Consider the following 25,349-nt stretch of genomic DNA (forward strand, 5'->3'; position numbering starts at 1 on the left):
GAAATTATACTTATTGATTTCAAGGTACAGTTAAAGGACGGGCTATGAGCAAGATCTATGAAGACAATTCATTAACAATCGGCCATACGCCGCTGGTTCGCCTGAATCGTATTGGCAATGGTCGCATTTTGGCTAAAGTTGAATCACGCAATCCAAGCTTCAGCGTCAAATGCCGTATTGGTGCAAATATGATTTGGGATGCCGAAAAACGCGGTATTCTGACCAAAGATATCGAGCTGGTGGAACCTACCAGCGGTAACACCGGGATAGCTCTGGCCTACGTCGCCGCCGCTCGCGGTTATAAACTGACGCTGACCATGCCTGAAACCATGAGCGTAGAACGCCGCAAACTGCTTAAGGCGTTGGGTGCCAATCTGGTGCTGACCGAAGGGGCAAAAGGCATGAAAGGTGCCATTGCCAAAGCCGAAGAGATCCAGGCCAGCGACCCGCAACGCTATCTGATCCTGCAGCAATTCAGCAACCCGGCCAACCCGGCAATTCATGAGCAAACCACCGGCCCGGAAATCTGGGAAGATACCGATGGCGACGTGGATGTGCTGATTGCCGGCGTGGGGACCGGCGGCACCATTACCGGTACCGGCCGCTATCTGAAGAGCAAAAAAAGCAGCATTACCTTGGTGGCAGTAGAACCGACAGATTCACCGGTCATTACCCAGACGCTGGCTGGTCAGGAAGTAAAACCGGGTCCACATAAAATTCAGGGTATTGGTGCCGGTTTCATTCCTGGTAACCTGGACCTGGACCTGCTTGACCGTGTTACACTTATCACCAATGATGAATCCATTGATATGGCGCGTCGTCTGATGGTGGAAGAAGGCATCCTGGCCGGTATCTCTTCCGGTGCTGCCGTCGCGGCCGCCGTGAAGCTTTCCGAAGAAGCAGATTTTGCCGACAAAACCATCGTGGTTATTCTTCCTTCTTCCGGTGAACGCTACCTGAGTACCGCATTGTTTGCAGATTTGTTTACAGAAAAAGAATTGCAACAATAATACCACATTTCCAAATAACGACTAAAAAAGCACCTATTTGGGTGCTTTTTTGTGGACTGCGTCAAAGTTTATACCACTTCATCATTGATTTTCGCGCCCAGGTTTAGTATTTAACGCATCAATTATTTCGATGCGCAAAATTAATCGCCTAACGAAATACTGGAAGCTGAATCGATTTACTGATTTGTTACAGTATAGTGAAAGGCGGCATAATGGTCACAGAACGAAAAAGAGACAGCATGGAGTGAAAGGATTTATCCCTGCGTGCGAATTTTTGCTTTTTCTGTTGCATCGAAGCTTGCCCCTGGACCATAGTCAGGCGCTAATCTCACAAGCTAAAATCAGGCTGATAAGCTAAACTTTAGCTCCACAACATTACTTTAAATTAAGTTGGGGAAACATCAATGTTCCAGCAAGAAGTTACTATTACCGCTCCAAATGGTCTGCACACTCGCCCTGCTGCGCAATTTGTGAAAGAAGCCAAAGGTTTCACTTCAGACATTACCGTGACCTCTAACGGTAAAAGCGCAAGCGCCAAAAGCCTGTTTAAATTGCAAACTTTAGGTCTGACCCAGGGGACTGTCGTCACCCTTTCTGCTGAAGGTGAAGACGAGCAGAAAGCCGTTGAACACTTGGTAAAACTGATGGCAGAGCTCGAATAATCAGCTTAGTCAGAGAGACCGTAAAGTAGAAGCTAACTAAATAATTCATTGAATTAACTCATGCTTGCCACCAGGCGCTAACGGTCTCTGCATAGTTAACACCAGTCAACAGTAAGGTAGGGTTATGATTTCAGGCATTTTAGTATCTCCCGGTATCGCTTTCGGCAAAGCATTACTGCTGAAGGAAGATGAGATTGTCATCGACCGGAAAAAAATCTCTCCTGAGAAAGTCGATCAGGAAGTTGAACGTTTTCTGTCTGGCCGTGCGAAAGCTTCAGCACAGCTGGAAACGATCAAAACCAAAGCCGGCCAGACCTTCGGTGAAGAGAAAGAAGCCATCTTCGAAGGCCACATTATGTTGTTGGAAGACGAAGAGCTAGAACAAGAAATCATAGCCCTCATCAAAGATGACCATGCCTCTGCCGATGCTGCTGCTTACTCTGTTATTGAAGGCCAGGCCAAGGCCCTGGAAGAGCTCGATGACGAATACCTGAAAGAACGTGCGGCCGACGTACGTGATATCGGTAAACGCCTGTTGAGAAACATTCTGGGCATGACCATTGTCGATCTCAGCTCCATTCAGGATGAAGTTATTCTGGTGGCCAAGGATCTGACCCCGTCAGAAACTGCACAGCTGAATCTGAACAAGGTTCTGGGTTTTATCACCGATTTGGGTGGTCGTACTTCGCACACCTCGATTATGGCGCGTTCTCTGGAACTGCCAGCCATTGTCGGTACCAGCGATGTGACCCAGCAAGTCAAGAACGATGATTATCTGATCCTCGATGCGGTCAACAATAAAATCTACGTCAATCCAACGGCAGATATTATTGATCAGTTAAAAGGCGTTCAAAATCAATACATCACTGAAAAAGACGATCTGGCTAAGCTGAAAGATTTGCCAGCTATCACCCTGGATGGTCATCAGGTTGAAGTTTGTGCAAACATCGGTACCGTACGTGACGTGGCGGGCGCTGAGCGCAATGGCGCAGAAGGCGTTGGCTTGTATCGCACCGAATTCCTGTTTATGGACCGCGACAGTCTGCCTACCGAAGAAGAGCAATTCCAGGCTTATAAAGCCGTTGCTGAAGCTATGGGTTCACAGGCAGTGATTGTGCGTACCATGGACATCGGCGGCGACAAAGAACTGCCGTACATGAACTTCCCGAAAGAAGAAAACCCGTTCCTGGGCTGGCGTGCAATCCGCATCTGCCTGGATCGTAAAGAAATTCTTCACGATCAGCTGCGTGCTATTCTGCGTGCCTCTGCTTTTGGCAAACTGCGCATCATGTTCCCAATGATTATTTCCGTTGAGGAAGTTCGTGAGTTGAACAGTGAGCTGGAAATGCTTAAAGGCCAGCTGCGCGAAGAAGGCAAAGCCTTTGATGAATCTATCGAAGTGGGTGTGATGGTGGAAACACCTGCCGCTGCAGTGATTGCTCATCATCTGGCCAAAGAGGTTGATTTCTTTAGTATTGGTACCAACGATCTTACCCAATATACTCTGGCGGTCGATCGCGGTAACGAAATGATCTCTCATCTTTATAACCCTATGTCTCCATCAGTTCTTGGACTTATTAAACAAGTTATTGATGCATCTCATGCCGCCGGTAAATGGACTGGCATGTGTGGAGAGCTAGCCGGTGACGAACGTGCTACACTTCTGTTATTGGGCATGGGTCTAGATGAGTTCAGCATGAGTGCTATCTCTATCCCACGCATCAAGAAAATCATTCGTAATACAAATTTCGAAGATGTGAAGGCGCTGGCAGAAGAGGCTCTGGCTCAACCTACGGCGCAAGAGTTGATGAACCTGGTTAACAAGTTCATTGAAGAAAAAACACTCTGCTAATTGCCGTTGGCTTTAAAGCTGCCCAAATTAATGCTTAGGAGAAGATCATGGGTTTGTTCGATAAACTAAAATCATTGGTTTCTGATGATAAGAAAGACGTTGGCACAATTGAAATTGTTGCGCCGCTGTCTGGTGAAATTGTCAATATTGAAGATGTTCCCGACGTTGTTTTTGCTGAAAAAATCGTGGGTGACGGTATTGCTATCAAACCTACAGGCAACAAAATTGTCGCGCCTGTTGATGGTACTATTGGTAAAATCTTCGAAACTAACCATGCTTTCTCAATCGAATCCGACAGCGGTATTGAGCTGTTTGTTCACTTTGGTATCGACACAGTCGAACTTAAAGGCGAAGGCTTCAAGCGTATCGCTGAAGAAGGCCAACGCGTTAAGAAAGGCGATTTAGTGATCGAATTTGATCTTGCCCTGCTGGAAGAAAAAGCCAAGTCAACGCTGACACCGGTGGTCATTTCCAATATGGATGAGATTAAAGAGCTGATCAAACTTTCTGGTACTGTGGTGGTGGGTGAAACCCCAATCATCCGTATCAAAAAGTAATGACACTCCAATAAAAAAACGGCGCTGATTGCGCCGTTTTTTTTGTCTCTGCTTTCTCCGTTACTACCGCACTACCAGCAATATCATCCCTGCGCGATCAAGCTTTTCCAGTGTGGAACCTTAAGATCGATAATAAGGCCCCTGGGTGAGCCGTTACGCGCTTCAATTTTCCCCTGATGTGCCAGTATCACTTTCTTGGTGATCGCCAGCCCAAGGCCATAGCCTTTGCCAGCAAGCGGTGACATAACGCGGACAAAGGGATCAAAGATGCTCGATAGCTTATCTTCTTCAACGCCCGGCCCCTGATCGGCCACTTCCACACACAGATAATTATCGCTGGTGGTAGACAGCGAGACGTTGATTGTTTGACCGCGAGCAGAAAAGCGCAGCGCATTGCGCACCACATTATCAATCGCCCGACGCATTAACTCGGCGTTGCCTTTCACCGTATAATCCTGTTCGCATGACACATTGCTATTGAGCACAATTTCCACCCCGGGAAGCTGCGCCTCATAGCAGGCGTCATTGACCACCGCCGCAACCAAACCGTTAAGATCAAAATACTCTTCGTCCGGCATTACGTTATTTTCTGTACGCGACAGCGCCAGCAGCTCGCCGATCATCTTGTCCAGCCGCCCTGCTTCATGCTCGATACGTGTTAACGATGTTTCGACATTCTGCGGATTTTGCCGTGCCAGACCAATAGCCAACTGCAGTCGTGCCAGAGGGGAACGCAACTCATGGGAGACATCATGCAGTAACTCCTCACGAGCCTTGACCAGCACCTGCAAACGTTCTGCCATCGAGTCAAAATCACGTGCCACATCAGAAAGCTCATCGTGGCGTTTGCCCATGGTTGAAAACAAACGCACTGATAAATCCCCTTGCGAAACTCGCCCAAAGGCCTTGCGCATTTGCAGCATGGGGCGGGTCAGGTTCCAGGCCAAAATGGCGCTGAACAACAGCCCTCCCAGACCGCCTATCCACAGAAATGGAGGTGGCATATTAAATAAGTGCTTTTCTCGCGGAGGTCGATACTCATCCATCAACCCCTCAACATTATAACGGAGCCGGTAACCCTGCCCATTCGGTGCCTGCACAAACTCGACCACTTCATGCGGCACTTTGCCCGGCTCAAGCGCATCCAGATTCTGCCCCTGGGCGGGGATCATCGAAGGCTCAACGGAAAACAGACGGCGATCGCTGTCCGGCCAGTCGGCAATCATCGCATTCAGCGCCGGTATGCCGCCGCTATGCAAGGTGGAAACCGCCGAAGTGATTTGCAGTTTGACAAAACGTCGGGCGATCCCGCTTTCTGGCGGCTCGTGATGGTAGTAAAAAGTAAATACCAGCCAGAGAACCTGAGTGATGGCAATAAAAGTCAGCCAATAGCCCAGCAGTATTTTCCAAAATAGCCTGCCGCGCAGGCGCTTACCTGATTCTGTAGCCAATGCTGCGCACCGTCTCGATTGTCATTGCTTCACCGCCACTCAGCGACGCCAGTTTCTGGCGGATATTACTGATATGCACGTCGATGCTGCGATCGTAGGCTTCGCGCGGACGACCCAGCCCTTTTTCAGACAGCTCATCTTTTGATACCACACGTTCCGGAGAACGCAGCAAAAGCTCCAGCAGATTAAACTCCGAGGCCGTCAAATCGAACACGACCCCTTGCCACTCGCTGCTACGCGTAGCCGGATTCAAGGTCAGGTCACCGTAGTGAATGCTTGAGGAGTCAGAATGGGTATCTTGCTGCTCCTCGACCCGGCGCAGAACCGCACGCAAACGCGCCACCAGCTCACGCGGATAGCAGGGTTTCGGCATATAGTCATCGGCACCCATTTCCAGTCCGATAACCCGGTCGATGTTGTCACCTTTGGCCGTCAGCATAATGATCGGCAGACGGCTGTTTTTGCGCACCTGGCGCAGCACATCAATTCCGCTCATATCAGGCAGCATAATGTCGAGGATCATGGCACTGTATTCACCGGACATGGCCCCCTCGACACCCGCCTTGCCGCTTAACACCAGTGATGCATCAAATCCTTCGGCAATGAGGTATTCACAAAGCATGGTGCCCAGTTCAAGATCGTCATCGACTAACAAAATTTTCATTATTTATTTCCACCTAACTGATTTCCGCTCATTTTTACCTCTATCCCGGTACGCCGCAGTAGCATTTACTCTATTTTTACCTTTTACCGGCTTTAGTCACAGAAAAAGGCGCAGTTTGTATAGCAAATCACTGCTTTTGGCCGCACAACGCAACGGGGACCATGTTACCCGGCCTTACCGGGGAACAAATGCTGACAGCAGTTTCTCGTCGGGGAAAAGAAATTCAGCCTGCTCGGGTTATTCAAACACGCCGGTGGAGAGATATCGATCGCCGCGATCGCAAATTATCGCCACAATCACCGCACCAGGGTTATCTCTCGCCACGCGCAGTGCGCCCGCCACCGCCCCGCCGGAACTGACACCACAGAAAATCCCCTCCTGCTGCGCCAGCAAACGCATGGTCGTTTCCGCTTCGCCTTGCCCCATATCGATGACTTCATCTACCAGTTCGGGTTGGAAAATACCCGGCAGATATTCCAGCGGCCAGCGGCGAATGCCGGGAATGCTACTGCCTTCTTGCGGTTGCAGGCCGACGATCTGAATATCAGGTCGTTGGCTTTTCAGATAACGGCTAACGCCGGTAATGGTGCCCGTGGTGCCCATGCTGGAAACAAAATGGGTGATCCGCCCCGCCGTCTGCTGCCAGATTTCCGGCCCGGTGGTGGTAAAATGTGCCAGCGGATTATCGGGGTTATTAAACTGATCGAGGACTTTGCCCTGCCCGCGTTTTTCCATATCTTTGGCCAAATCACGGGCGCCTTCCATCCCCTTGGCGCGACTGACCAGCAGCAGTTCCGCCCCATAGGCACGCATTGATGCCTGGCGTTCGAGACTCATATTCTCTGGCATCAGCAGTTTGAGCTTATAGCCTTTGAGTGCCGCAATCATTGCCAGCGCAATACCGGTATTACCACTGGTGGCTTCAATCAGCGTATCGCCGGGGGTGATTTCACCGCGTTTTTCCGCCTGATCGATCATAAAGAAAGCCGCGCGATCTTTAACTGAACCTGCCGGGTTATTGCCTTCCAGTTTGACCCAGATTTCGCTATCAAGATCTTTTGACAGCCGTTGTAATCGCACTAAAGGCGTATTGCCGATAAATTGTTCAAGCGTGCTCACTGTGGTTGCCTTATATCAATTAGCTATTAACACCATTCTAAAATGAATAAATGGGTATCAGCCATTAAAAAGGGCGGAAGAACCGCCCTACTCGAATTGTTAATAATTTTAAAAATATCAGGCCGACTTGGCGAGCGCAACCGATTGTAGCTGACGATCACCGGCATACAAGCGTCCGTTCAGGCCGCCGACAAAGTAGCGGTCGCCGCGCTGCGGGGCACGATTGTCCGGGGTTTCGGACAGCACGACGGCCATCGGCTCAGTATGCCATCCCTGCGGCTGGACGGTTAATTGCCAAAAGTGACCGCGCGGGCTGACTTCCAGAATTTGGACCGGCAGTGGACAACGGGGGGTGCTGTGCGGCGTGATTTCCATTTCCCATGGTCGCAAAAACAGATCAACCGCCCCTTGATGCAATGGCGCAATGGCCAGCGGCCAATGGTGTTGACCGACATACAACTGCGAACCACGGATCTCGCCGCCAATCCGGTTAACTTCGCCCATAAATTCCAGCACAAAGCGGGTGGCCGGTTCACGCCAGATTTCAATGGGCGTGCCCACCTGCTCAATATTTCCCTGACTCATCACCACCACGCGATCCGCCACTTCCATGGCTTCTTCCTGGTCGTGGGTGACAAATACGCTGGTGAATTTCAGCTCTTCATGCAGTTGACGCAACCAACGGCGCAACTCTTTGCGAACCTGTGCATCCAGCGCGCCAAAGGGTTCATCCAGCAATAAGATCTGCGGCTCCACCGCCAGCGCACGGGCCAGCGCCACGCGCTGCTTTTGCCCGCCCGACAGTTGGGCCGGAAAACGATTGCCCAGATGGCTTAACTGCACCATCTCCAGCAGTTTGCTGACTTTCTGTTTAATGGCTTCGGCATTCGGCCGTTCACGGCGTGGCAACACGGTAAGACCAAAGGCGATATTGTCGAATACCGTCATATGGCGAAACAGTGCGTAGTGCTGGAAGACAAAACCAACCTGACGATCGCGCGCGTGCAGGCGAGTCACATCTTTGCCATGAAAGCTCAACAGTCCACTGCTCTGATTTTCCAGGCCGGCAATAATGCGCAGCAACGTAGTTTTCCCAGAACCAGAGGGTCCCAACAGCGCCACCATCTGGCCGGAGGGAATATCGAGCGAGATATCATTAAGCACCTTGGTGCGGTCAAAAAATTTGTTGATACCTGTAATTTCAATGCTCATTGCTTTCCTCCCGCTCAAGACGGTTGTTGTGGCGCGCCAGGCGCCACTGTAAGCCGCTTTTCAGAAATAGGGTGACGATTGCCATCAGGGTCAGCAGCGCGGCGGCAGTGAACGCGCCAGCGGTGTTGTAGTCCTGATTCAATAATTCAACTTGTAATGGCAGCGTGTAGGTTTCGCCGCGAATTGACCCGGAAACCACCGACACTGCCCCAAACTCGCCAATGGCCCGCGCGTTGGTTAACACCACGCCGTACAACAGCGCCCAACGAATATTTGGCAAGGTGACGCGACGAAACATCTGCCAGCCGGAAGCGCCGAGCAGCACCGCCGCTTCATCTTCCTGGCTACCCTGACTTAACATCACCGGCACCAGCTCGCGAATAACAAACGGGCAGGTAACAAAAATCGTCACCATCACCATCCCCGGCCAGGCAAACATCAACTGGATATTGTGCGCATCCAGCCAGCCGCCAAGCGGGCCGTTAGTACCGTAAAACAGCAGATACAGCAACCCCGCCACCACCGGCGAGACGGCAAAGGGAATATCAATCAGCGTCAACAGTAGCTGACGTCCCGGAAAGTTAAAGCGCGCCACCAGCCAGGCCAGCAGCGTGCCAAAGATCAGGTTAACCGGCACGGTGATCAGCGCCATCAGCACCGTCAGCCAGATAGAGTGCAGCATATCGCCATCGGCAAGATTCTTGCCCACGGCGGCAATACCGTCAGAAAGCGCCAGTACAAAAATGCTAATCAGCGGTACCAACAGCAGCAACGCACAGATAATCATACCGACGGCGATCAGCGACCACTTTAACCAGTCGATACGACGCGGCGCGGTTTCCTGGACCTGGAGCAACTGTGACATTAGTGACCTCCCAGGCGACGGCCATAGCGGCTTTGCAGAGTGTTAATGGCAAACAGCAGGATCAGCGATGCGGCTAAAATCACCGACGCAATGGCGCTGGCCGCCGGATAATCAAACTCCTGCAAACGGATAAAGATCATCAACGAGGTCACTTCGGTTTTCCAGGCGATATTGCCGGCGATAAAAATAACCGCCCCAAACTCGCCGAGACTGCGAGTAAATGACAGCGCGGTACCGGCCAACAGCGACGGCATCAGCTCGGGCAATACCACGCGGCGAAAACTCTGCCAGCGCGAGGCCCCCAGCGTCTCTGCCGCCTCTTCGTACTCTGGCCCCAGTTCTTCAAGCACCGGTTGCACGGTACGCACCACAAAAGGAATGCTGGTGAACGCCATGGCGACGGCAATCCCCAACCAGGTGTAGGCCACTTTAATATCAAACTGCGCCAGCCAATGACCGTAGAATCCATTGACCGAGAACAGACCGGCCAGGGTCAGCCCGGCCACCGCCGTCGGCAGGGCAAAAGGCAAATCCATTAACCCGTCGAGGATAGTCTTGCCCGGAAACTCATAGCGCGTCAGGATCCAGGCCATCAGCATGCCAAAAAAGGCGTTGAAGATACTGGCCACCGCCGCCGACAGCAGCGTGACCTTATAGGCGGCGATCACCTGCGGATTGCTGACCACATCCCAGTACTGCGCCAGCGTCATATGCGACAGCTGGATAACTAACGCACTAAGCGGCAGCAACAGTACCAGGCAAACAAATAACAGGCTGCTACCCAGGCTAAGGGTAAAGCCGGGCAATACACGTTTTGTCGACAACAACATTACTGATGTCCCTGGGCAATCAATTTGTCCAGCTCACCGCCGGTATCAAAATGAGTCTTCATTACTTGCGGCCAGCCACCAAATTGCTCTTCAACCTTAAACAGTTGGGTGGCAGGGAAATTCGCTTTCTCGGCATCCATGATCTTTTGGTCATAAACGCGATAACTGAAACTGGTAATAATTTTCTGCGCTTGCGGGCTCCACAGATAGTTCAGGTAAGCCTTGGCAGCTTTTTCGCTGCCATTTTTTTCAACGTTTTTATCTACCCAGGCCACCGGGAACTCAGCCAAAATATCCACTGGCGGAACAATGACTTCATATTTGTCGGCACCGTACTGCTGACGAATATTGTTGACTTCCGATTCGAAACTGATCAGCACATCACCCAGACCGCGCTCAACAAAGGTGGTGGTCGCGCCACGGCCGCCGGTATCAAATACTTCAACGTTTTTGATAAAGCGTGACATCAGCTCGCGCGTTTTTGCCGTGTCATTACCGTCGGCAATATTAAAGGCTCCCCAGGCACCCAAGTAGGTATAGCGGCCATTGCCTGAGGTTTTTGGATTAGGGAATACCAGTTTGACGTCATCACGGGTCAGGTCTTGCCAGGTATGAATATGTTTAGGGTTACCCTTGCGCACCAGAAAGGCCATGGTGGAATAGAAAGGGGAACTGTTATTCGGCAGACGGCTTTGCCAGTTGGCAGGGATCAGATCGCCGCGGTCATGCAGCACCTGGACATCGGTTACCTGATTATAGGTCACCACATCGGCCCTCAGTCCTTGCAAAATCGCCAGCGCCTGTTTTGATGAACCGGCATGCGATTGCTTGATCTCCAGCTTGTCGCCACCATTTTGCTCGGCCCACTGCTGTTGAAACGGCGGGTTGAGAGCGGCAAACAGCTCGCGAGACACGTCATAAGAGCTGTTAAGCAATTCCGTGGCAGAGGCACAGGTTGCCGCACTGCCAAGCAGCAGCAACGCTAACGAACCTTTCAGGGTGATATTCTTTACCCACATATTTTTCATTCTCTACCCTAGTCTGAAATCACTGTCGACGCGGCGCGCGTTCGCCACCTGATGCCTTGCCATATAACGAAAACACCATGGCGGAGAGTGACAGTGTATTTATAACTGACGGTAGAGCAGTAACGGTTTTATATACTATTTCGTGATTTACAAGTATGAAAAGCTATAAGGCAGTCACCGAGCAAGATTAAAAGCAGGAAATACAGCGGGGGATGCCGATGCGCAGGCTGAGGCCCACGCATCGGAGGCACGGATTACAGTGCTTGCAGACGGGTCAGCGACGGTGCGAAATAGTAACTGCCGGTCAACGGACGGGTAAAACGCAACATGGCGTCACGTTTGCCATCCAAATCACCAAACATGCTCAGTAACTGTTTTTCAATATTATACAGTCGAGCGCAGTAGGTGATGAAATAGAGCCCATGCTCACCGCTTGCCGTACCGTAAGGCAGACTCTGGCGCAGGATCTTCAGCCCCTTGCCCTCTTCTTTCAGGTCCACACGTCCCAGATGCGAGGTCTCTTTACGCAGATCGCCGGGCAGTTCCTCATCGGTCTGCTTGGTGCGGCCAATGATCTCTTCCTGCTGCGCCACGCTAAAGCGCTGCCACTGGTCAAGATTATGCTTCCAGCGCTGAACCATCACATAGCTGCCACCAGCATCCGGCTCCCCTTCGGCAATGGCGGCCACCAGGGCGCGCTGTTCGCCTTTGGGATTTTCCGTGCCATCAACAAAACCGCTGAGATCGCGATTTTCAATGCCGCGAAACCCGTGGGTCTCTTCTACAACCTGAATACTGTTACCAAAGGCTGCCAGTGCCGCCTGAGCCAGTAAAAAATTAACGTCATGACGCAAAGACTGAATATGGATCAGCAGATCGCGCTGGGTTGCCGGTGCCAGACCTTTACCCAGGGGAACAAAGGGCTTGAGCTCGCTAGCCCCTTCTCCGGCCGACAAATCGCGCCAAACCGTATCACCAAAGGCCAGCACGGCACCCACGCTGTCATCAGGAAATCTCGCCTGAACCTGCGCCAATGAGTGGCAAAACGTCCGGCAAGCCTGGCGAATAGCATCCAGGTCACCCTGGACATTGGCTTCTATATAGATAGCAAAACGGCAATGCTCCAGCAAAATACCGCTCTGGATCTGGGTCATAATTTATCTATCCTTATTTCAAAGACGGCGGTCTCTGGCTTTGCAGCAGTATAAAGCCGAGGCGGGGGATATCCGGGGTCATGGGATCACAAGGCAGCAGAAGGCAATTCCGCCGGATATAGCGTGCAGCATTATACGCGGATTAGCGGAAAATGCCTTGCGTCAACGCAAGGCACAGAGAGGATTAAGGATTAGCAGCATGCCAGACAATTTTGCTGACTTTCCAGTCTTTTAACGCATCGTCAGCTGGCATCAGCTCTTCCGGCCCCTGCCAGTCGCCACTGAAAATATAGCTAACGTGCTGACTGTCCGGCGCTTTACATTCCACGTCACGAGGTTCCAGTCCGCGCGCTTTCTGACAGGCGCCAAAGGCCTTGCTGTACAGGGTATTAAACGGCGTGCCGATCTTGACGCCCCATTGACTTTCAATGGTCGGATCGCTCACCACGATGCGATCGACTTTGCCTTTCAGGGCACCGGAGACGGTGATTTGCACGGTTTTATCAGTCATTGCCTGATAAAACGCCCGCATTTTGCCATCGCTCATCGACATGCCGCTACGCAGATGATAATTGCCATTCAGCCCGTCATTAACCGCAGCTTCGGTCATTGGGGTATCGGCGGTGAGCGTACCGACGCCCTGTTCGTTCACCTTAAGGTGGCTGGTGAACCAGTTCATCGGATTAAGACTTGACCACGACATGTGCGGCATAGACATATTCGACAAGGTCGAACACCCGCTAAGTACCAGGGGCAACGCCAGCAACAGTGGGCGGATAGTCATGTAATACACTCCTTGTTCTCGATTTTTCTGGGTAAAGCGATGAGGGACGCCAACGTGACCCTGGCAAGACGGCACCGGGTCGGCACCCTTTTCAGTGTCGGGCTATTGGAGTACGGCAAAGACAAAAAGTGCCGCAGATATTTGTACATCGGTCTATGCCAGACGTCGTGCCTCATCAAAGCAGGCGCGCAAGCGTCGACTTAGTAGCCAATAGGCCAGCGCACCGGCATCCATCAGGGCAAGAACAATATCAAGCAGGCTTGGCGTATCCATTGATTGCCACAGGCCTAGCCCTTGCAAGGCAAAGGTGACAAACATCCCGGCCAACAGCAGCCAATAGCCCATTTGCCAGATTTTTGGCCACAGGTGGCGACGTCCGCTAAGCAAAAAGATCAGCACGGGAGGGATACCTAAAAAGATGCCGTACCAAAAGGCGTGGCGGTCAGGGTAAAACCAGGTCAGCAAACCGTTGCCTTGAACGCGAGAAGCCCCGGCCATCACAAAAAGTAACCAGGTCCGTGCCTGTAAGACCAATATTGTCCAGAACCACAGCGGCAGACGCAGCATGCCATGGCTGTTGTAATCATCAGGATTCATAGCCCGGAAACATCTTCCTTCAATTAGTGATGACGCAAACCCCTGCGTCGAAAACCCAAGCTGAGTGCGCGATATAGCCGTAAGGCATATTGACACACTGGTTATACCTCAGCACAAGCGGAGTCAAAGCTCCGCTCAGCATAAATTAAGGCAACTCAAGATACCTTTAAGAACTGTCTGCTTTAATCTTGTTCAGCGCAACAGGCAGCACAGCGGCACGAACATTACCTGATACTGACAGAAAACTCACAATGAAGAGTGACTATTATGATCAACAGGACAGCGCTGGCAAGCAGATTACGCTTTTAGCCCCATTGGCCGGGGCAAAAGTCGACAGAGGTCAAAGAGGATCGCGCAGATAGACCCCTTATTTATCACCGAATAAGAGGTATGTGATAAGGAAACAGCGACAAAAACGGCGGGTGATTAATACTCCTGATCGATAATCAGCCGCTTACCCAGGCTGATGATATCTTGCACTTCATAATCCAGTTTTTCATACATGCTGATCACCGCGTCATTTTCGGCGCGGACCATTAGCTGGATTTTAGGACATCCGCGAGCAATCAGTTTTTTCTCCAGACGATTAATCAGCGCATTGGCAATGCCACGACCGCGATAGTCGGGATGCACGCCAAGATAATAAGCTGAACCACGATGGCCATCGTAGCCGCCCATGACCGAACCCACCACTTCGCCGCCCACCTCGGCCACCAGGAAGAGTTCAGGATCATGATTGAGCTTACGTTCGATATCCATTTCAGGATCGTTCCACGGACGCAACAAATCGCAGCGCTCCCAGAGGGTCAGCACTTCTTCAAAATCATCTTGTTTAAATACGCGAATTTCCATCACTGTTCGCCGCTGTTGATAAGTTATTTATTGATTATACCCAAAATAATTCGAGTTGCATTGAAGCGACAACTGCACGCCTCCTCAGGGTATATCGCGGGTCTGTTTAATAGTCCATACCAAAATAGTGACTTTTATCCGGCTAGAAAACGTTTTTTTGTGCAATGCAGATTTTTTTACTCACCCTGTGACAGCCGCGGCACCACGGGGGGTTGCCCTACTGCGCGAGGAGTGCGCGAATAAAATGTTAAAAAAGCACACTTTGTTAATAAACAGCAATAGTAATCCTGTCGATTATGCCGGTTAGATACTATATAACATCCGCATTCTGCTTTTTAAAAGGCCTGTGGACCGATGTTAAACCCACTCAATAAATTTCTTCAATTCCAGCCGCTCCCTCGTTCTGCCACCCGCCGTCAGGTTTTACTCACCGGTTTGGGTTTGGCCTTTGGCTCTTTTGGCAGCCGTTTTGCCGTTGCGCAGCAGAACGAACGCGTCACCCGAGTGGCACCGCCCCCCAAACCGGCCGGGTCCAAAAGATTGGTGATGATCGATCCCGGTCATGGCGGCATTGACTCCGGCGCAATAGGCCACGGCGGTTCAAAAGAAAAGCATGTGGTCCTGGAGATCGCCAACTATGTCCGTCAACATCTTGCCGGACACAGCAATATAGAAGTGAAATTGACCCGCGAGTCGGATCACTTTATTCCATTGTATCAGCGTGTAGAGATTGCCCATCAGCACCAGGCAGATCTGTTTGTCTCCATCCACGCCGATGGGTATACCAGCCCGGAAGCCAGCGGTGCCTCGGTGTTTGCCTTATCCAATCGCGGAGCCAGCAGTACCATGGCACGCTATCTCTCGGATAAAGAGAACGACGCCGATCGGGTCGCCGGGGCGAAATACCAGGAAGAAGACAATAATTATCTGCAACAGGTGCTGTTTGATTTAGTGCAGACCGATACCATTAAAAACAGCCTGACGCTGGGCCGTCATGTGCTTGACCGCATTCGGCCGGTGCATCATTTGCACAGCAAGCAAACGGAACAAGCGGCCTTTGCGGTACTGAAATCGCCGTCTATTCCGTCGATTCTGGTGGAAACCTCGTTTATCACCAACCATCATGAAGAGCAGTTACTCAATACCGGTGCCTTCCGCCAAGAGATCGCCCAGGCGATTGCGCAAGGTATCGTCAACTTCTTTGCCTATTTCGACGCTCACGAACGAAAACCGCGCTGAGGCTGCCAGACAACGGGCAAATAAGGGTATACTTAACGCTTATTTGCCCGAGAGCCGATGAGTGCGCCTGTGAATCCATTACCAGATATAGCCGAAGTAAAAACCTTTCTCCTGTCTCTGCAAGCACGGATCTGCCAGCAACTGGCTGATGCCGACGGCGGTGCGCAGTTTAAACAGGATCAATGGCTGCGAGAAGAAGGTGGCGGCGGGCAAAGCCGGGTATTGACCGGCGGTAAGGTGTTTGAACAGGCCGGGGTTAATTTTTCCCACGTTTCCGGCGCCACACTACCGGCGTCAGCCACCGCACATCGCCCCGAGCTGGCAGGTCGCAGTTTTCAGGCGATGGGTGTCTCGCTGGTTATCCATCCTTTAAATCCCTATGTCCCTACCAGTCATGCCAACGTACGCTTTTTTATTGCCGAAAAGCCTGGCGAAGATCCGGTGTGGTGGTTCGGCGGCGGCTTTGATTTAACCCCCTACTACGGTTTTGAACAGGACGCCCGCCACTGGCATCAAACCGCTGCCCGACTGTGCCAGCCTTTTGGCGACGACGTTTACCCTAAATATAAAAAATGGTGCGATGACTATTTCTTTCTCAAGCACCGTAACGAAGCCCGTGGCATCGGTGGCTTGTTTTTTGACGATCTCAACACCCCGGATTTTGTGCAAAGCTTTGCCTTTATGCAGGCGGTGGGCAACGGCTTTACCGAGGCCTATCTGCCGATTGTTGAACGACGCAAACACCTCCCCTGGGGCGATCGTCAACGTCAGTTCCAGCTCTACCGCCGTGGTCGCTACGTTGAATTCAATCTGGTGTGGGATCGCGGCACCCTGTTTGGCCTGCAAACCGGCGGGCGTACCGAATCCATATTGATGTCAATGCCACCATTGGTACGCTGGGAGTATGGCTTTGAGCCAGAAGCCGACAGCCCGGAAGCCGCGCTTTACCGCGATTTTTTACCCGTACGCGACTGGCTGCAGGAGACAGAATAATGCAGATTTGGGTTGATGCCGACGCCTGTCCAAACGTGATTAAAGAAGTATTATTTCGTGCCGCCGAGCGCACCGGGATGATGGTTACGCTGGTTGCCAACCAGACCATTCGCACACCCCCTTCGCGCTTTTTGCGTACTCTGCGGGTTGAAGCCGGCTTTGACGTGGCCGACAACGAAATTGTCAAACGGGTTGAACCCGGCGATCTGGTGATCACCGCCGATATCCCGCTGGCGGCAGAAGTAATTGCCAAAGGCGGCGTGGCGCTTAATCCGCGCGGTGAGCGCTATACCACCGAGACCATTGGCGAACGCCTGAATATGCGTGATTTTATGGACACCATGCGCGCCAGTGGTGTGCAAACCGGTGGACCATCCACGCTCAATCAGCGCGACCGACAGCAGTTTGCCAATGAGCTGGACAAATGGCTGGTACAGGCCAAACGCGGCTAAGTCCAACTGACGCAAAGAGCGGGTAATGCCGATGGCTGACAAAGCCCGCTTTTAGCAAAATTATCCCCTGCGTTATAGCGCTTGCCGCTGGCCAAACTGCCTCAGAGAACCTCTTCCTGCCCCCGATCCTGGCCATTAAAGTAGATATGGTCAATGGTAAAATAAAAAACACCATGTGAGTTTTGCGAATTTATTCTCCTCGTCTATCATTAAATCTATTATTCAGGATTCAATGCTTCAACGCATAATTTAAATCCTATATAAAACTAATACGAAAGGAATTAAATGCGCGGCAAGATAACGACTCAATTTTGGCCAATAGTCTTTTTTTTCGTGACGTTGATCATACTTTTTATTCCCATGATGCATCACAACTTATGGAGCAGCGATGACTGGGATGTCCATTTGTTACGTATGCAGGCACTTAATCAACAACTAGATCACCAACAATTCCCGCCACTTTTTGACTATTGGTCTAGCAATCAGCGTGGGTTTTCCTGGGGCTCATTCTATCCCCCGCTGACTACGCTGGTTTTCTTTATCAGTAGATTAATTCTTCTCGGTGTCGAAAATAACGCATTGCAGATGAAAGTCAGTCTGGCACTGATTATTTTTATTGCTGCCGCCTCGGCGTTCTATGCCACAAAAAGAGAGTTCGGCTCGACGAGCGCAGGCTTTTTAGGAGCTACGCTGTTTATCAGTTCCAGCTATTTTCTCTGTAATTTTTTTCAGCGTTTTGCCATCGGCGAATGCCTGGCGATGGCGCTGATGCCCTTGCTTATTCGCGGCTGCAATGCATTATTAAGCGGAAACAGTGATCGCAAACTGATCCCCCTTGCCGGCACGCTGATCCTGTTATCCAATATCCCCAGCGTTATTGTCACCCTGATTTTTTTCTTTATATTCTCTTTAATTTATGCAAAGAAAGTATTTAGCAAAGACAATATCCTTTTTTTAATAAAATCAGCAATAATTGTACTATTACTCACCTGCTTTTATTGGTTGCCGCTGATGTATCATATGCATTACTCCGATATTTATGCATTCAGCAATATGCAACACTCCTATGAATTTATAAATGGTACGCGAGTAAGCTTTAGGCACCTGCTGTTTGCCACCAAAAACACTGACACAAGCGTTGGATATAGGTTATTCTTAAGTCCAGGCATTTTGGTTATTGTTTTATCCTTAACGGCATTATTTACCGATAAAGAACGGGTTTCAAAACCAATGCTGCTTATTGCCGGTATACTTATGTTATTGCTGACCCCCGCTTTCTCATGGACCTGGATACCAGAAAAATTCACCCTACTGCAATTAATGCAGTTTTCCTGGCGGCTATTAAGTTGCATTACTGCCATTTTGGCTCTTTATGCCGTACTGCCGCTGTTACGATGGATGAAAAAAAGCAAGACCTGGTTGGCTACTTTCCCTGTCCTTCTGCTATTACAAGTTATTTTCCCAATTCAGGGGGCAATATTTTCTGCTCCCCCTGAATACAGTTCAACGGTGTTATTTCACGACTACGTCAATAATCGTATAAAATTACCAGTAACTAACGATAGCCTGAATAACAGCGGTTATCCTCTGCTCACTGAACCCAGTGATTTTATTAATGGCTTCCCCTATTTTACTGTTGAAGCAGATAAAGCAGGCATCTATCTACTGCCTTATATCATGTATTCTGGCTATTATCTGGTTATCGACGGTAACAAAATACCGCCGATAGCCCTGGAAAATGGTTTTATTGGTGTACCGCTAAGTCCGGGAACACACCATCTGCAACTGGGGTATAAGACAAGTATTTATCTTATACCCGCTGCTGTCAGCCTGACGTTCATGCTATTGCTTATCGGCCTGGAAATTCGCCGCTATTTACAGCGGCGCCGTCTGCGCCTCGACCACGGCGAGCGCTACCATATTGACGATGCGCCTGACCGAAGCAATGGGCGTTAAAATATGCACTGGTTTGGCGATACCCATCAATACCGGGCCCACTGTTACCCCTTCGGAGCTGGTAACCCGCAACAGATTGTAGCTGATACGGGCGGACTCCATATTGGGCATAATCAGAATATTGGCCGAACCTTTTAACGGGCTGTCAGGCATAAGATCGTGACGAATACTCTCCACCAGCGCGGCATCGCCATGCATTTCGCCATCAATCTCCAGCTCGGGTGCCCGTTGCCGGACCAGCGCCAGGGTTTGACGCATTTTTTGCGCACTTTCTCCGTCGGAGGTACCAAAGCTGGAGTGGGACAGCAGCGCGACTTTGGGTTCAATGCCAAATCGCCGGACCGTCTCTGCTGCCAGCAGAGTGATTTCTGCCAGTTGTTCGGCACTGGGATTGTCATTAACGTACGTATCGGTAATAAAGGTATTGCCGCTGGGCAGCAGCAGCGCATTCATCGCCCCCGCCACCGGCACACCTTCGCGGAAACCAAACACTTTCTCCACCACGTCATAGTGTTCATGGTAAGTGCCAATGGTGCCGCAGATCATGGCATCAGCTTCACCGCGTAGCAGCATAATGGCAGCAATCAGCGTCGGGTTGCCGATCACCGCGCGTCGCGCCTGCTCCTGAGATACACCACGTCTTTTCATCAACTGGTAATACTCTTGCCAGTATTCGTTAAAGCGCGGATCAGATTCGTTATTGACCACATCAAAATCGCGACCGGCAGCAATCTGCAAACCCAGTTTTTGAATGCGCATAGCAATGACACCAGGTCTTCCTACCAGAATAGGCCGCCCCAGCCCCTGCGAAATCATCTCCTGCGTGGCATGCAGTACCCGCGCCTCCTCCCCTTCGGCCATCACCACCCGTTTGGTCTCTTTTTTGGCCTGGGCGAAAATCGGTTTCATAAACAGATTGGTTTTATAGACGAACTCATTGAGTTTTTCGGTATAGGCGGCAAAATCGGCGATCGGTCGCGTGGCGACGCCGGAGTCCATGGCGGCTTTGGCCACCGCGGGCGCGATATTAACAATCAGGCGGGGATCAAAAGGTTTCGGGATCAGGTACTCGGGGCCAAATGACAGCTCTTCGTCACCGTAGGCCGAGGCCACCACATCGCTTTGTTCCGCCAGCGCCAGATTGGCTATAGCATGCACGCAGGCCAGTTTCATCTCTTCATTGATGGTCGTCGCTCCCACATCCAGCGCACCGCGAAAGATAAAGGGGAAACAGAGTACATTATTGACCTGATTCGGGTAATCAGAACGACCCGTACAGATGATGGCGTCAGGGCGCACCGCCTTGGCCAGCGGCGGCAAAATTTCAGGCTCGGGATTGGCCAGCGCCAGAATTAATGGACTGACAGCCATGGTTTTGACCATCTGCTGAGTCAGCACCCCGGGACCCGAGCAGCCAAGAAAGATATCGGCACCGGGAATGGCATCACTGAGCTGGCGTTGGCCGTTATCGGCGATGGCATAGGCGGCTTTGGTTTCGGCCATATTGGCTTCGCGCCCTTGATAAATCACCCCGCGCGAATCACAGGCGGTAATATGTTCCCGCTTTAGCCCCAATGCCACCAGCAGATTGAGGCAGGCGATTGCCGAGGCTCCGGCCCCGGACACCACCAGACGTACTTCGGCAATATTTTTGCCGACAATGCGTAATCCGTTAAGTACGGCGGCGGTACAGATAATGGCCGTACCGTGCTGATCGTCATGGAAAACCGGGATATTCATCCGTTCCCGTAGTTTCTTTTCAATATAAAAGCATTCCGGGGCTTTGATATCCTCGAGATTGATGCCGCCAAAAGTCGGCTCCAGTGAGGCGATGGCCTCGATCAGCTTGTCGGGATCGTGCTGGTCAATTTCAATATCAAACACATCGATACCGGCGAATTTCTTAAACAATACCCCTTTGCCTTCCATGACCGGTTTCCCTGCCAATGCACCGATATTGCCAAGCCCGAGCACCGCCGTGCCGTTGGAAATCACCCCGACCAGATTGCCTTTTGCCGTGTATTTATAGGCTGCCAGCGGGTCCTTTTCTATTTCAAGGCAAGGTGCCGCCACGCCGGGCGAATAGGCCAAGGCCAGATCGCGCTGCGTCGCCAGAGGTTTGGTGGGTGAAACCTGGATTTTACCGGGAATGGGAAACTCATGAAAATCGAGCGCACTCTGCTTCAATTGATCATCCATTAGCGATTCCTTTTTATTTAGGCGGGGAGACACCCTAGAGTATAAAGAGCAAAAAATGGTAAACCTTGAAGCGGCTCGAAACTCTCGATTTAAATGCAATTTTTACCCGTAAACGCTGTTTCCAGGTTGCCAGACGCTCTGCAAAGCCGAAAATATTGACTATGATAAGAGATTGAATAGCGCTGAGCGTTGCTACAGTTAGCAGGTACAACGGCAGGATACGTCGATACCTTAGCCTAACTTGATGATTTTAAAAGCCATCGTTCTGACCCATTAGAACAATAAGAAAAAGCGCATTCAAAGTGTTAGTTAAATGATGCAGGCTAGGTACCCTACTTAAACAGTCATAACACGATGCTGTATCGATTCTTCATAAGGAGCCAGAGATGAACCAGCTAGATGCACTGAAACAATTCACCACCGTAGTCGCAGACAGTGGCGATATTGAAACCATCCGTCATTTCGAACCGCAAGATGCCACGACCAACCCTTCGTTAATCCTGAAAGCTGCCGATATCCCGCACTACAAACCTTTGATTAAGGAAGCGCTGGCTTATGCGCACAAACAGGGCGGCAGCAAGGAAACGCAGATCATCAATGCCTCGGATAAACTGGCGGTGAATATTGGCCTTGAGATCCTTAAAAGCGTGCCGGGCCGTATTTCTACCGAAGTTGATGCGCGTCTGTCTTTTGATAGCGGCATGTGCATTGCCAAAGCCCGCAAGCTGATCGGCATGTACCAGGAACATGGCATTGAGAAATCACGCATTCTGATCAAGCTGGCCTCGACCTGGGAAGGGATCAAGGCGGCGGAACAGCTGGAAAAAGAAGGCATCAACTGTAACCTGACCCTGCTGTTCTCTTTTGCCCAGGCCCGCGCCTGTGCCGAAGCCGGCGTCTATTTGATTTCACCTTTCGTTGGCCGCATTTATGACTGGTACAAAGCCAAAGAGCCCAATGCTACTTATGACGTGGCAAAAGATCCCGGCGTCAAGTCAGTGAGCGAGATCTACAAATATTATAAAGAACACCGCTATCAGACAGTGATTATGGGTGCCAGCTTCCGTAAGGTTGAACAGATCCTGGCGCTGGCGGGCTGCGATCGTCTGACAATTTCCCCTAATCTGCTGGAAGAGTTGAAAAACAGCAATGCGCCGGTAGAACGCAAATTGACGCCGTCCACCGAGGCCTTCCATCAACCGGCTCCGCTGGCCGAAGCAGAATTCCGCTGGTTGCATAACCAAGACCCGATGGCGGTGGAAAAACTGTCTGAAGGTATTCGTTTGTTCGCAGTCGACCAGCAAAAACTGGAAGATATGTTGTCCGCGCAACTGTAATCACCTGGAGTAGAACATGTCCTCTCGTAAAGAGCTTGCGAACGCGATCCGCGCCCTCAGCATGGATGCCGTGCAGAAAGCGAATTCCGGCCACCCTGGTGCCCCTATGGGCATGGCTGATATTGCCGAAGTCCTGTGGCGTGATTACCTTAACCATAATCCGACCAACCCGCAGTGGGCCGATCGTGACCGCTTTGTGCTGTCAAATGGCCACGGTTCCATGCTGATTTATAGCCTGTTGCATCTCACAGGCTACGATCTGCCGATTGGCGAGCTGGCAAATTTCCGTCAGTTGCACTCCAAGACTCCGGGTCACCCGGAATATGGTTATACCCCAGGTGTGGAAACCACCACCGGCCCGCTGGGTCAGGGTATCGCCAATGCCGTGGGTATGGCCATTGCCGAACGCACGCTGGCCGCGCAGTTTAACCGCCCGGGCCATGATGTGGTTGACCATCACACCTACGCCTTTATGGGTGACGGTTGCATGATGGAAGGCATTTCCCATGAGGTCTGCTCACTGGCAGGCACCATGAAGCTGGGCAAACTGACCGCGTTTTATGACGACAACGGTATTTCTATCGACGGTCATGTCGAAGGCTGGTTTACCGACGATACCGCTTCACGTTTTGAAGCCTACGGCTGGCACGTGGTGCGCGGCGTCGACGGTCACAACCCGGATGCCATCAAAGCGGCTATTGAAGAAGCGCGCAGCGTTACTGACAAACCGTCACTGCTGATGTGCAAAACCGTGATTGGTTTCGGTTCACCGAACAAAGCCGGTTCTCACGAAGCGCACGGTGCCGCACTGGGTGCTGCCGAAGTGGCCGCCACCCGCGAAGCCCTTGGCTGGAAATATGCCGCCTTTGAGATCCCGCAGGACATTTATGCGCAGTGGGATGCCAAAGAAGCCGGTAAGGCGAAAGAGCAGGCGTGGAACGACAAGTTTGCTGCCTATGCCAAAGCTCATCCTGAGCTGGCGGCAGAATTTAGCCGTCGCATTAACGGTGAACTGCCCGCTGACTGGCAGGCACAGTCACAGAAAATCATTGAAGAGCTGCAGGCCAAACCGGCCAATATCGCCAGCCGTAAAGCATCACAAAATGCGCTGGAAGCCTTTGGTAAACTGTTGCCGGAATTCCTGGGCGGCTCTGCTGACCTGGCACCGAGCAACCTGACCATGTGGTCTGGCTCAAAATCTCTCGGCGACGATGCGGCAGGCAACTATATTCACTACGGCGTGCGCGAATTCGGCATGACCGCCATCACCAACGGTATTGCGCTGCACGGTGGCTTCCTGCCGTACTCTGCGACCTTCCTGATGTTTGTGGAATATGCCCGTAACGCGGTACGTATGGCGGCGCTGATGAAAATCCGCAACGTATTTGTCTACACCCATGATTCTATCGGTCTGGGAGAAGACGGCCCGACGCACCAGCCGGTAGAACAGATTGCCAGCCTGCGCGTAACGCCAAATATGAGCACCTGGCGTCCGGCAGACCAGGTTGAGTCTGCGATAGCCTGGAAATATGCCATCGAGCGTAACGATGGCCCGGTAACGCTGATTTTCTCTCGTCAGAACCTGACCCAGCAACCGCGTAGCGCCGAGCAGTTGGCCAACGTGGCGCGCGGGGGTTATGTGCTGAAGGACTGTGACGGCACACCAGAGGTTATCCTGATTGCCACCGGTTCCGAAGTGGGTATCACTGTGGAAGCGGCAGACAAGCTGAGCGCTGCGGGCACCAAAGTGCGCGTAGTTTCTATGCCTTGTACCGACGCCTTTGACAAGCAGGATGCGGCTTACCGTGAATCTGTGTTGCCAAAAGCGGTCAGCGCGCGTGTGGCCGTGGAAGCGGGTATCGCGGATTACTGGTACAAATACGTTGGCCTGAACGGCGCGATTGTCGGGATGACCACCTTTGGTGAGTCGGCACCGGCAGAGCTGCTGTTTAAAGAGTTCGGGTTTACGGTAGAGAATGTGGTGGCGAAGGCGCAATCACTGTTGTAATAGCTGTTAAAGCAACAGCCGGGTGCTTTTAAAGACTGCTGGCTGGGGCGTATGGCAAGCAAGCGACTCTGGTGAAAATCGGAGTCGTTTTTTTGGCTTAAATGGCAATTTTTGGTTTTAAAGTCAATTGGCTATGAGGGGCTGTTTCGGTTTTATAATAGCGGTGGCCACTTGACCTGCTGTGCCGAACCGAGTTAAGGAGCGCTGGCCCGCTCCTTAACAATCCTGGGCCTTTTGGTGTTGTTGATGCGTCTGCTGCCTATTACCGACTATGTTTCAGTCACTCCGAGCGTGGCACGAGCCGCGCTGCTGCGCAGTCCCCTTGCTCGGTCGGGAGCCAAAAACGTCTCCCTCCGCTTCGCGCGGCGCCGTCTCTGAATGTGCCAACTAGCTATGTACGTCGTGCCGTTCCAGCTTAAATGGCAATTGTTATTTAAAACCAATTGGCTTTAGAGGAGCTGTTTCGGGTTGGACTTAAATGGCAATTTTTGGTTTTAAAGTCAATTGGCTATGAGGAGCTGTTTCGGT

General features: G+C 51.4%; 22 protein-coding genes. 10 read left to right on the forward strand and 12 right to left on the reverse strand.

Going from position 1 to position 25,349, the window contains the following annotated elements:
- Window positions 1-44: 44 nt before the first annotated feature.
- From cysK to crr, 4 genes are all read left to right on the forward strand, one after another.
- Window positions 45-1,010: a cysteine synthase A gene (gene cysK, locus GW590_RS20285; protein ID WP_169404891.1), complete on the forward strand. Its 966-nt coding sequence runs from the start codon at window positions 45-47 to the stop codon at window positions 1,008-1,010.
- Window positions 1,011-1,414: 404 nt separating this feature from the next.
- Window positions 1,415-1,672, forward strand: a complete 258-nt coding sequence (gene ptsH / locus GW590_RS20290) for a phosphocarrier protein Hpr (protein ID WP_003038086.1) — start codon at window positions 1,415-1,417, stop codon at window positions 1,670-1,672.
- 124 nt (window positions 1,673-1,796) lie between these two features.
- Window positions 1,797-3,524, forward strand: coding sequence for a phosphoenolpyruvate-protein phosphotransferase PtsI (gene ptsI, locus GW590_RS20295; protein ID WP_169404892.1), 1,728 nt, complete (start codon window positions 1,797-1,799; stop codon window positions 3,522-3,524).
- Between the two features lie 47 nt (window positions 3,525-3,571).
- Window positions 3,572-4,081 (forward strand): PTS glucose transporter subunit IIA, encoded by a 510-nt coding sequence (gene crr / locus GW590_RS20300; RefSeq protein ID WP_169404893.1) that lies wholly within the window; start codon window positions 3,572-3,574, stop codon window positions 4,079-4,081.
- Window positions 4,082-4,164: 83 nt separating this feature from the next.
- Here the strand turns inward: crr and GW590_RS20305 are convergent, their stop codons facing one another.
- The 11 genes from GW590_RS20305 to GW590_RS20355 all read right to left on the reverse strand — a co-directional run bounded on the left by GW590_RS20305 (window position 4,165) and on the right by GW590_RS20355 (window position 14,637).
- A complete protein-coding gene (locus tag GW590_RS20305) occupies window positions 4,165-5,532 on the reverse strand; it encodes a HAMP domain-containing sensor histidine kinase (protein WP_169404894.1) in 1,368 nt (455 codons plus the stop codon).
- Entirely contained in the window at window positions 5,513-6,196 is a 684-nt protein-coding gene (locus tag GW590_RS20310) for a response regulator transcription factor (protein WP_169404895.1), read from the reverse strand. Before GW590_RS20310 ends, GW590_RS20305 begins: the two co-directional genes overlap by 20 nt.
- A gap of 237 nt (window positions 6,197-6,433) precedes the next feature.
- Window positions 6,434-7,315, reverse strand: a complete 882-nt coding sequence (cysM, locus tag GW590_RS20315) for a cysteine synthase CysM (protein WP_169404896.1) — start codon at window positions 7,313-7,315, stop codon at window positions 6,434-6,436.
- 117 nt (window positions 7,316-7,432) lie between these two features.
- Entirely contained in the window at window positions 7,433-8,527 is a 1,095-nt protein-coding gene (cysA, locus tag GW590_RS20320; RefSeq protein WP_169404897.1) for a sulfate/thiosulfate ABC transporter ATP-binding protein CysA, read from the reverse strand.
- Window positions 8,517-9,392, reverse strand: coding sequence for a sulfate/thiosulfate ABC transporter permease CysW (gene cysW, locus GW590_RS20325; protein ID WP_169404898.1), 876 nt, complete (start codon window positions 9,390-9,392; stop codon window positions 8,517-8,519). The genes cysA and cysW overlap by 11 nt, the downstream gene beginning before the upstream one ends.
- The gene (gene cysT / locus GW590_RS20330) at window positions 9,392-10,222 is read right to left on the reverse strand and encodes a sulfate/thiosulfate ABC transporter permease CysT (RefSeq protein ID WP_169404899.1); all 831 of its coding nucleotides are present in this window, start codon (window positions 10,220-10,222) and stop codon (window positions 9,392-9,394) included. Before cysT ends, cysW begins: the two co-directional genes overlap by 1 nt.
- Window positions 10,222-11,250, reverse strand: coding sequence for a sulfate ABC transporter substrate-binding protein (locus GW590_RS20335; RefSeq protein ID WP_169404900.1), 1,029 nt, complete (start codon window positions 11,248-11,250; stop codon window positions 10,222-10,224). Before GW590_RS20335 ends, cysT begins: the two co-directional genes overlap by 1 nt.
- Window positions 11,251-11,504: 254 nt before the next feature.
- Window positions 11,505-12,404: a Dyp-type peroxidase gene (locus GW590_RS20340; RefSeq protein ID WP_169404901.1), complete on the reverse strand. Its 900-nt coding sequence runs from the start codon at window positions 12,402-12,404 to the stop codon at window positions 11,505-11,507.
- Window positions 12,405-12,588: 184 nt separating this feature from the next.
- Entirely contained in the window at window positions 12,589-13,188 is a 600-nt protein-coding gene (locus GW590_RS20345; RefSeq protein ID WP_169404902.1) for an RpoE-regulated lipoprotein, read from the reverse strand.
- Between the two features lie 153 nt (window positions 13,189-13,341).
- Window positions 13,342-13,785 (reverse strand): DUF2919 domain-containing protein, encoded by a 444-nt coding sequence (locus GW590_RS20350; RefSeq protein ID WP_169404903.1) that lies wholly within the window; start codon window positions 13,783-13,785, stop codon window positions 13,342-13,344.
- A 426-nt stretch (window positions 13,786-14,211) separates the two neighbouring features.
- On the reverse strand, window positions 14,212-14,637 hold the full coding sequence (locus tag GW590_RS20355) for a GNAT family acetyltransferase (protein WP_169404904.1): 426 nt from the start codon (window positions 14,635-14,637) through the stop codon (window positions 14,212-14,214).
- Window positions 14,638-14,991: 354 nt separating this feature from the next.
- Here GW590_RS20355 and amiA point away from each other — a divergent pair, with 354 nt between their 5' ends.
- The 4 genes from amiA (at window position 14,992) to GW590_RS20375 (ending at window position 19,277) form a co-directional block, all read left to right on the forward strand.
- Entirely contained in the window at window positions 14,992-15,876 is an 885-nt protein-coding gene (gene amiA, locus GW590_RS20360) for an N-acetylmuramoyl-L-alanine amidase AmiA (RefSeq protein ID WP_169404905.1), read from the forward strand.
- Between the two features lie 57 nt (window positions 15,877-15,933).
- The gene (hemF, locus tag GW590_RS20365; RefSeq protein WP_169404906.1) at window positions 15,934-16,869 is read left to right on the forward strand and encodes an oxygen-dependent coproporphyrinogen oxidase; all 936 of its coding nucleotides are present in this window, start codon (window positions 15,934-15,936) and stop codon (window positions 16,867-16,869) included.
- Window positions 16,869-17,321: a YaiI/YqxD family protein gene (locus tag GW590_RS20370; RefSeq protein WP_169404907.1), complete on the forward strand. Its 453-nt coding sequence runs from the start codon at window positions 16,869-16,871 to the stop codon at window positions 17,319-17,321. The genes hemF and GW590_RS20370 overlap by 1 nt, the downstream gene beginning before the upstream one ends.
- A 285-nt stretch (window positions 17,322-17,606) precedes the next feature.
- Window positions 17,607-19,277 carry a glycosyltransferase family protein gene (locus tag GW590_RS20375; protein ID WP_169404908.1) on the forward strand — a complete coding sequence of 557 codons (1,671 nt, stop codon included), beginning with the start codon at window positions 17,607-17,609 and terminating at the stop codon, window positions 19,275-19,277.
- On the opposite strand, the gene maeB is transcribed toward GW590_RS20375, so the two are convergent.
- Window positions 19,197-21,476, reverse strand: coding sequence for an NADP-dependent oxaloacetate-decarboxylating malate dehydrogenase (maeB, locus tag GW590_RS20380; RefSeq protein WP_169404909.1), 2,280 nt, complete (start codon window positions 21,474-21,476; stop codon window positions 19,197-19,199). The genes GW590_RS20375 and maeB overlap by 81 nt on opposite strands.
- 386 nt (window positions 21,477-21,862) lie before the next feature.
- On the opposite strand from maeB, the gene tal reads away from it, so the two are divergent.
- Window positions 21,863-22,813 (forward strand): transaldolase, encoded by a 951-nt coding sequence (tal, locus tag GW590_RS20385; RefSeq protein WP_169404910.1) that lies wholly within the window; start codon window positions 21,863-21,865, stop codon window positions 22,811-22,813.
- A 16-nt stretch (window positions 22,814-22,829) separates the two neighbouring features.
- Window positions 22,830-24,821 carry a transketolase gene (gene tkt / locus GW590_RS20390; protein WP_169404911.1) on the forward strand — a complete coding sequence of 664 codons (1,992 nt, stop codon included), beginning with the start codon at window positions 22,830-22,832 and terminating at the stop codon, window positions 24,819-24,821.
- The last annotated feature ends 528 nt before the right edge of the window (window positions 24,822-25,349 follow it).

This window comes from Rouxiella aceris (genome assembly GCF_012933545.1).
In the GTDB taxonomy this organism is placed as follows: domain Bacteria; phylum Pseudomonadota; class Gammaproteobacteria; order Enterobacterales; family Enterobacteriaceae; genus Rouxiella; species Rouxiella aceris.

Coding starts and splice junctions, on each gene's coding strand:
- crr (WP_169404893.1), top strand. CDS start 3,572: ATGGGTTTGTTCGATAAACTAAAATCATTGGTTTCTGATGATAAGAAA.
- cysT (WP_169404899.1), bottom strand. CDS start 10,222: ATGTTGTTGTCGACAAAACGTGTATTGCCCGGCTTTACCCTTAGCCTG.
- cysK (WP_169404891.1), top strand. CDS start 45: ATGAGCAAGATCTATGAAGACAATTCATTAACAATCGGCCATACGCCG.
- GW590_RS20370 (WP_169404907.1), top strand. CDS start 16,869: ATGCAGATTTGGGTTGATGCCGACGCCTGTCCAAACGTGATTAAAGAA.
- GW590_RS20335 (WP_169404900.1), bottom strand. CDS start 11,250: ATGAAAAATATGTGGGTAAAGAATATCACCCTGAAAGGTTCGTTAGCG.
- tal (WP_169404910.1), top strand. CDS start 21,863: ATGAACCAGCTAGATGCACTGAAACAATTCACCACCGTAGTCGCAGAC.
- GW590_RS20350 (WP_169404903.1), bottom strand. CDS start 13,785: ATGAATCCTGATGATTACAACAGCCATGGCATGCTGCGTCTGCCGCTG.
- ptsH (WP_003038086.1), top strand. CDS start 1,415: ATGTTCCAGCAAGAAGTTACTATTACCGCTCCAAATGGTCTGCACACT.
- cysW (WP_169404898.1), bottom strand. CDS start 9,392: ATGTCACAGTTGCTCCAGGTCCAGGAAACCGCGCCGCGTCGTATCGAC.
- amiA (WP_169404905.1), top strand. CDS start 14,992: ATGTTAAACCCACTCAATAAATTTCTTCAATTCCAGCCGCTCCCTCGT.
- cysA (WP_169404897.1), bottom strand. CDS start 8,527: ATGAGCATTGAAATTACAGGTATCAACAAATTTTTTGACCGCACCAAG.
- GW590_RS20310 (WP_169404895.1), bottom strand. CDS start 6,196: ATGAAAATTTTGTTAGTCGATGACGATCTTGAACTGGGCACCATGCTT.
- GW590_RS20355 (WP_169404904.1), bottom strand. CDS start 14,637: ATGGAAATTCGCGTATTTAAACAAGATGATTTTGAAGAAGTGCTGACC.
- maeB (WP_169404909.1), bottom strand. CDS start 21,476: ATGGATGATCAATTGAAGCAGAGTGCGCTCGATTTTCATGAGTTTCCC.
- ptsI (WP_169404892.1), top strand. CDS start 1,797: ATGATTTCAGGCATTTTAGTATCTCCCGGTATCGCTTTCGGCAAAGCA.
- tkt (WP_169404911.1), top strand. CDS start 22,830: ATGTCCTCTCGTAAAGAGCTTGCGAACGCGATCCGCGCCCTCAGCATG.
- hemF (WP_169404906.1), top strand. CDS start 15,934: ATGAGTGCGCCTGTGAATCCATTACCAGATATAGCCGAAGTAAAAACC.
- GW590_RS20340 (WP_169404901.1), bottom strand. CDS start 12,404: ATGACCCAGATCCAGAGCGGTATTTTGCTGGAGCATTGCCGTTTTGCT.
- GW590_RS20375 (WP_169404908.1), top strand. CDS start 17,607: ATGCGCGGCAAGATAACGACTCAATTTTGGCCAATAGTCTTTTTTTTC.
- GW590_RS20345 (WP_169404902.1), bottom strand. CDS start 13,188: ATGACTATCCGCCCACTGTTGCTGGCGTTGCCCCTGGTACTTAGCGGG.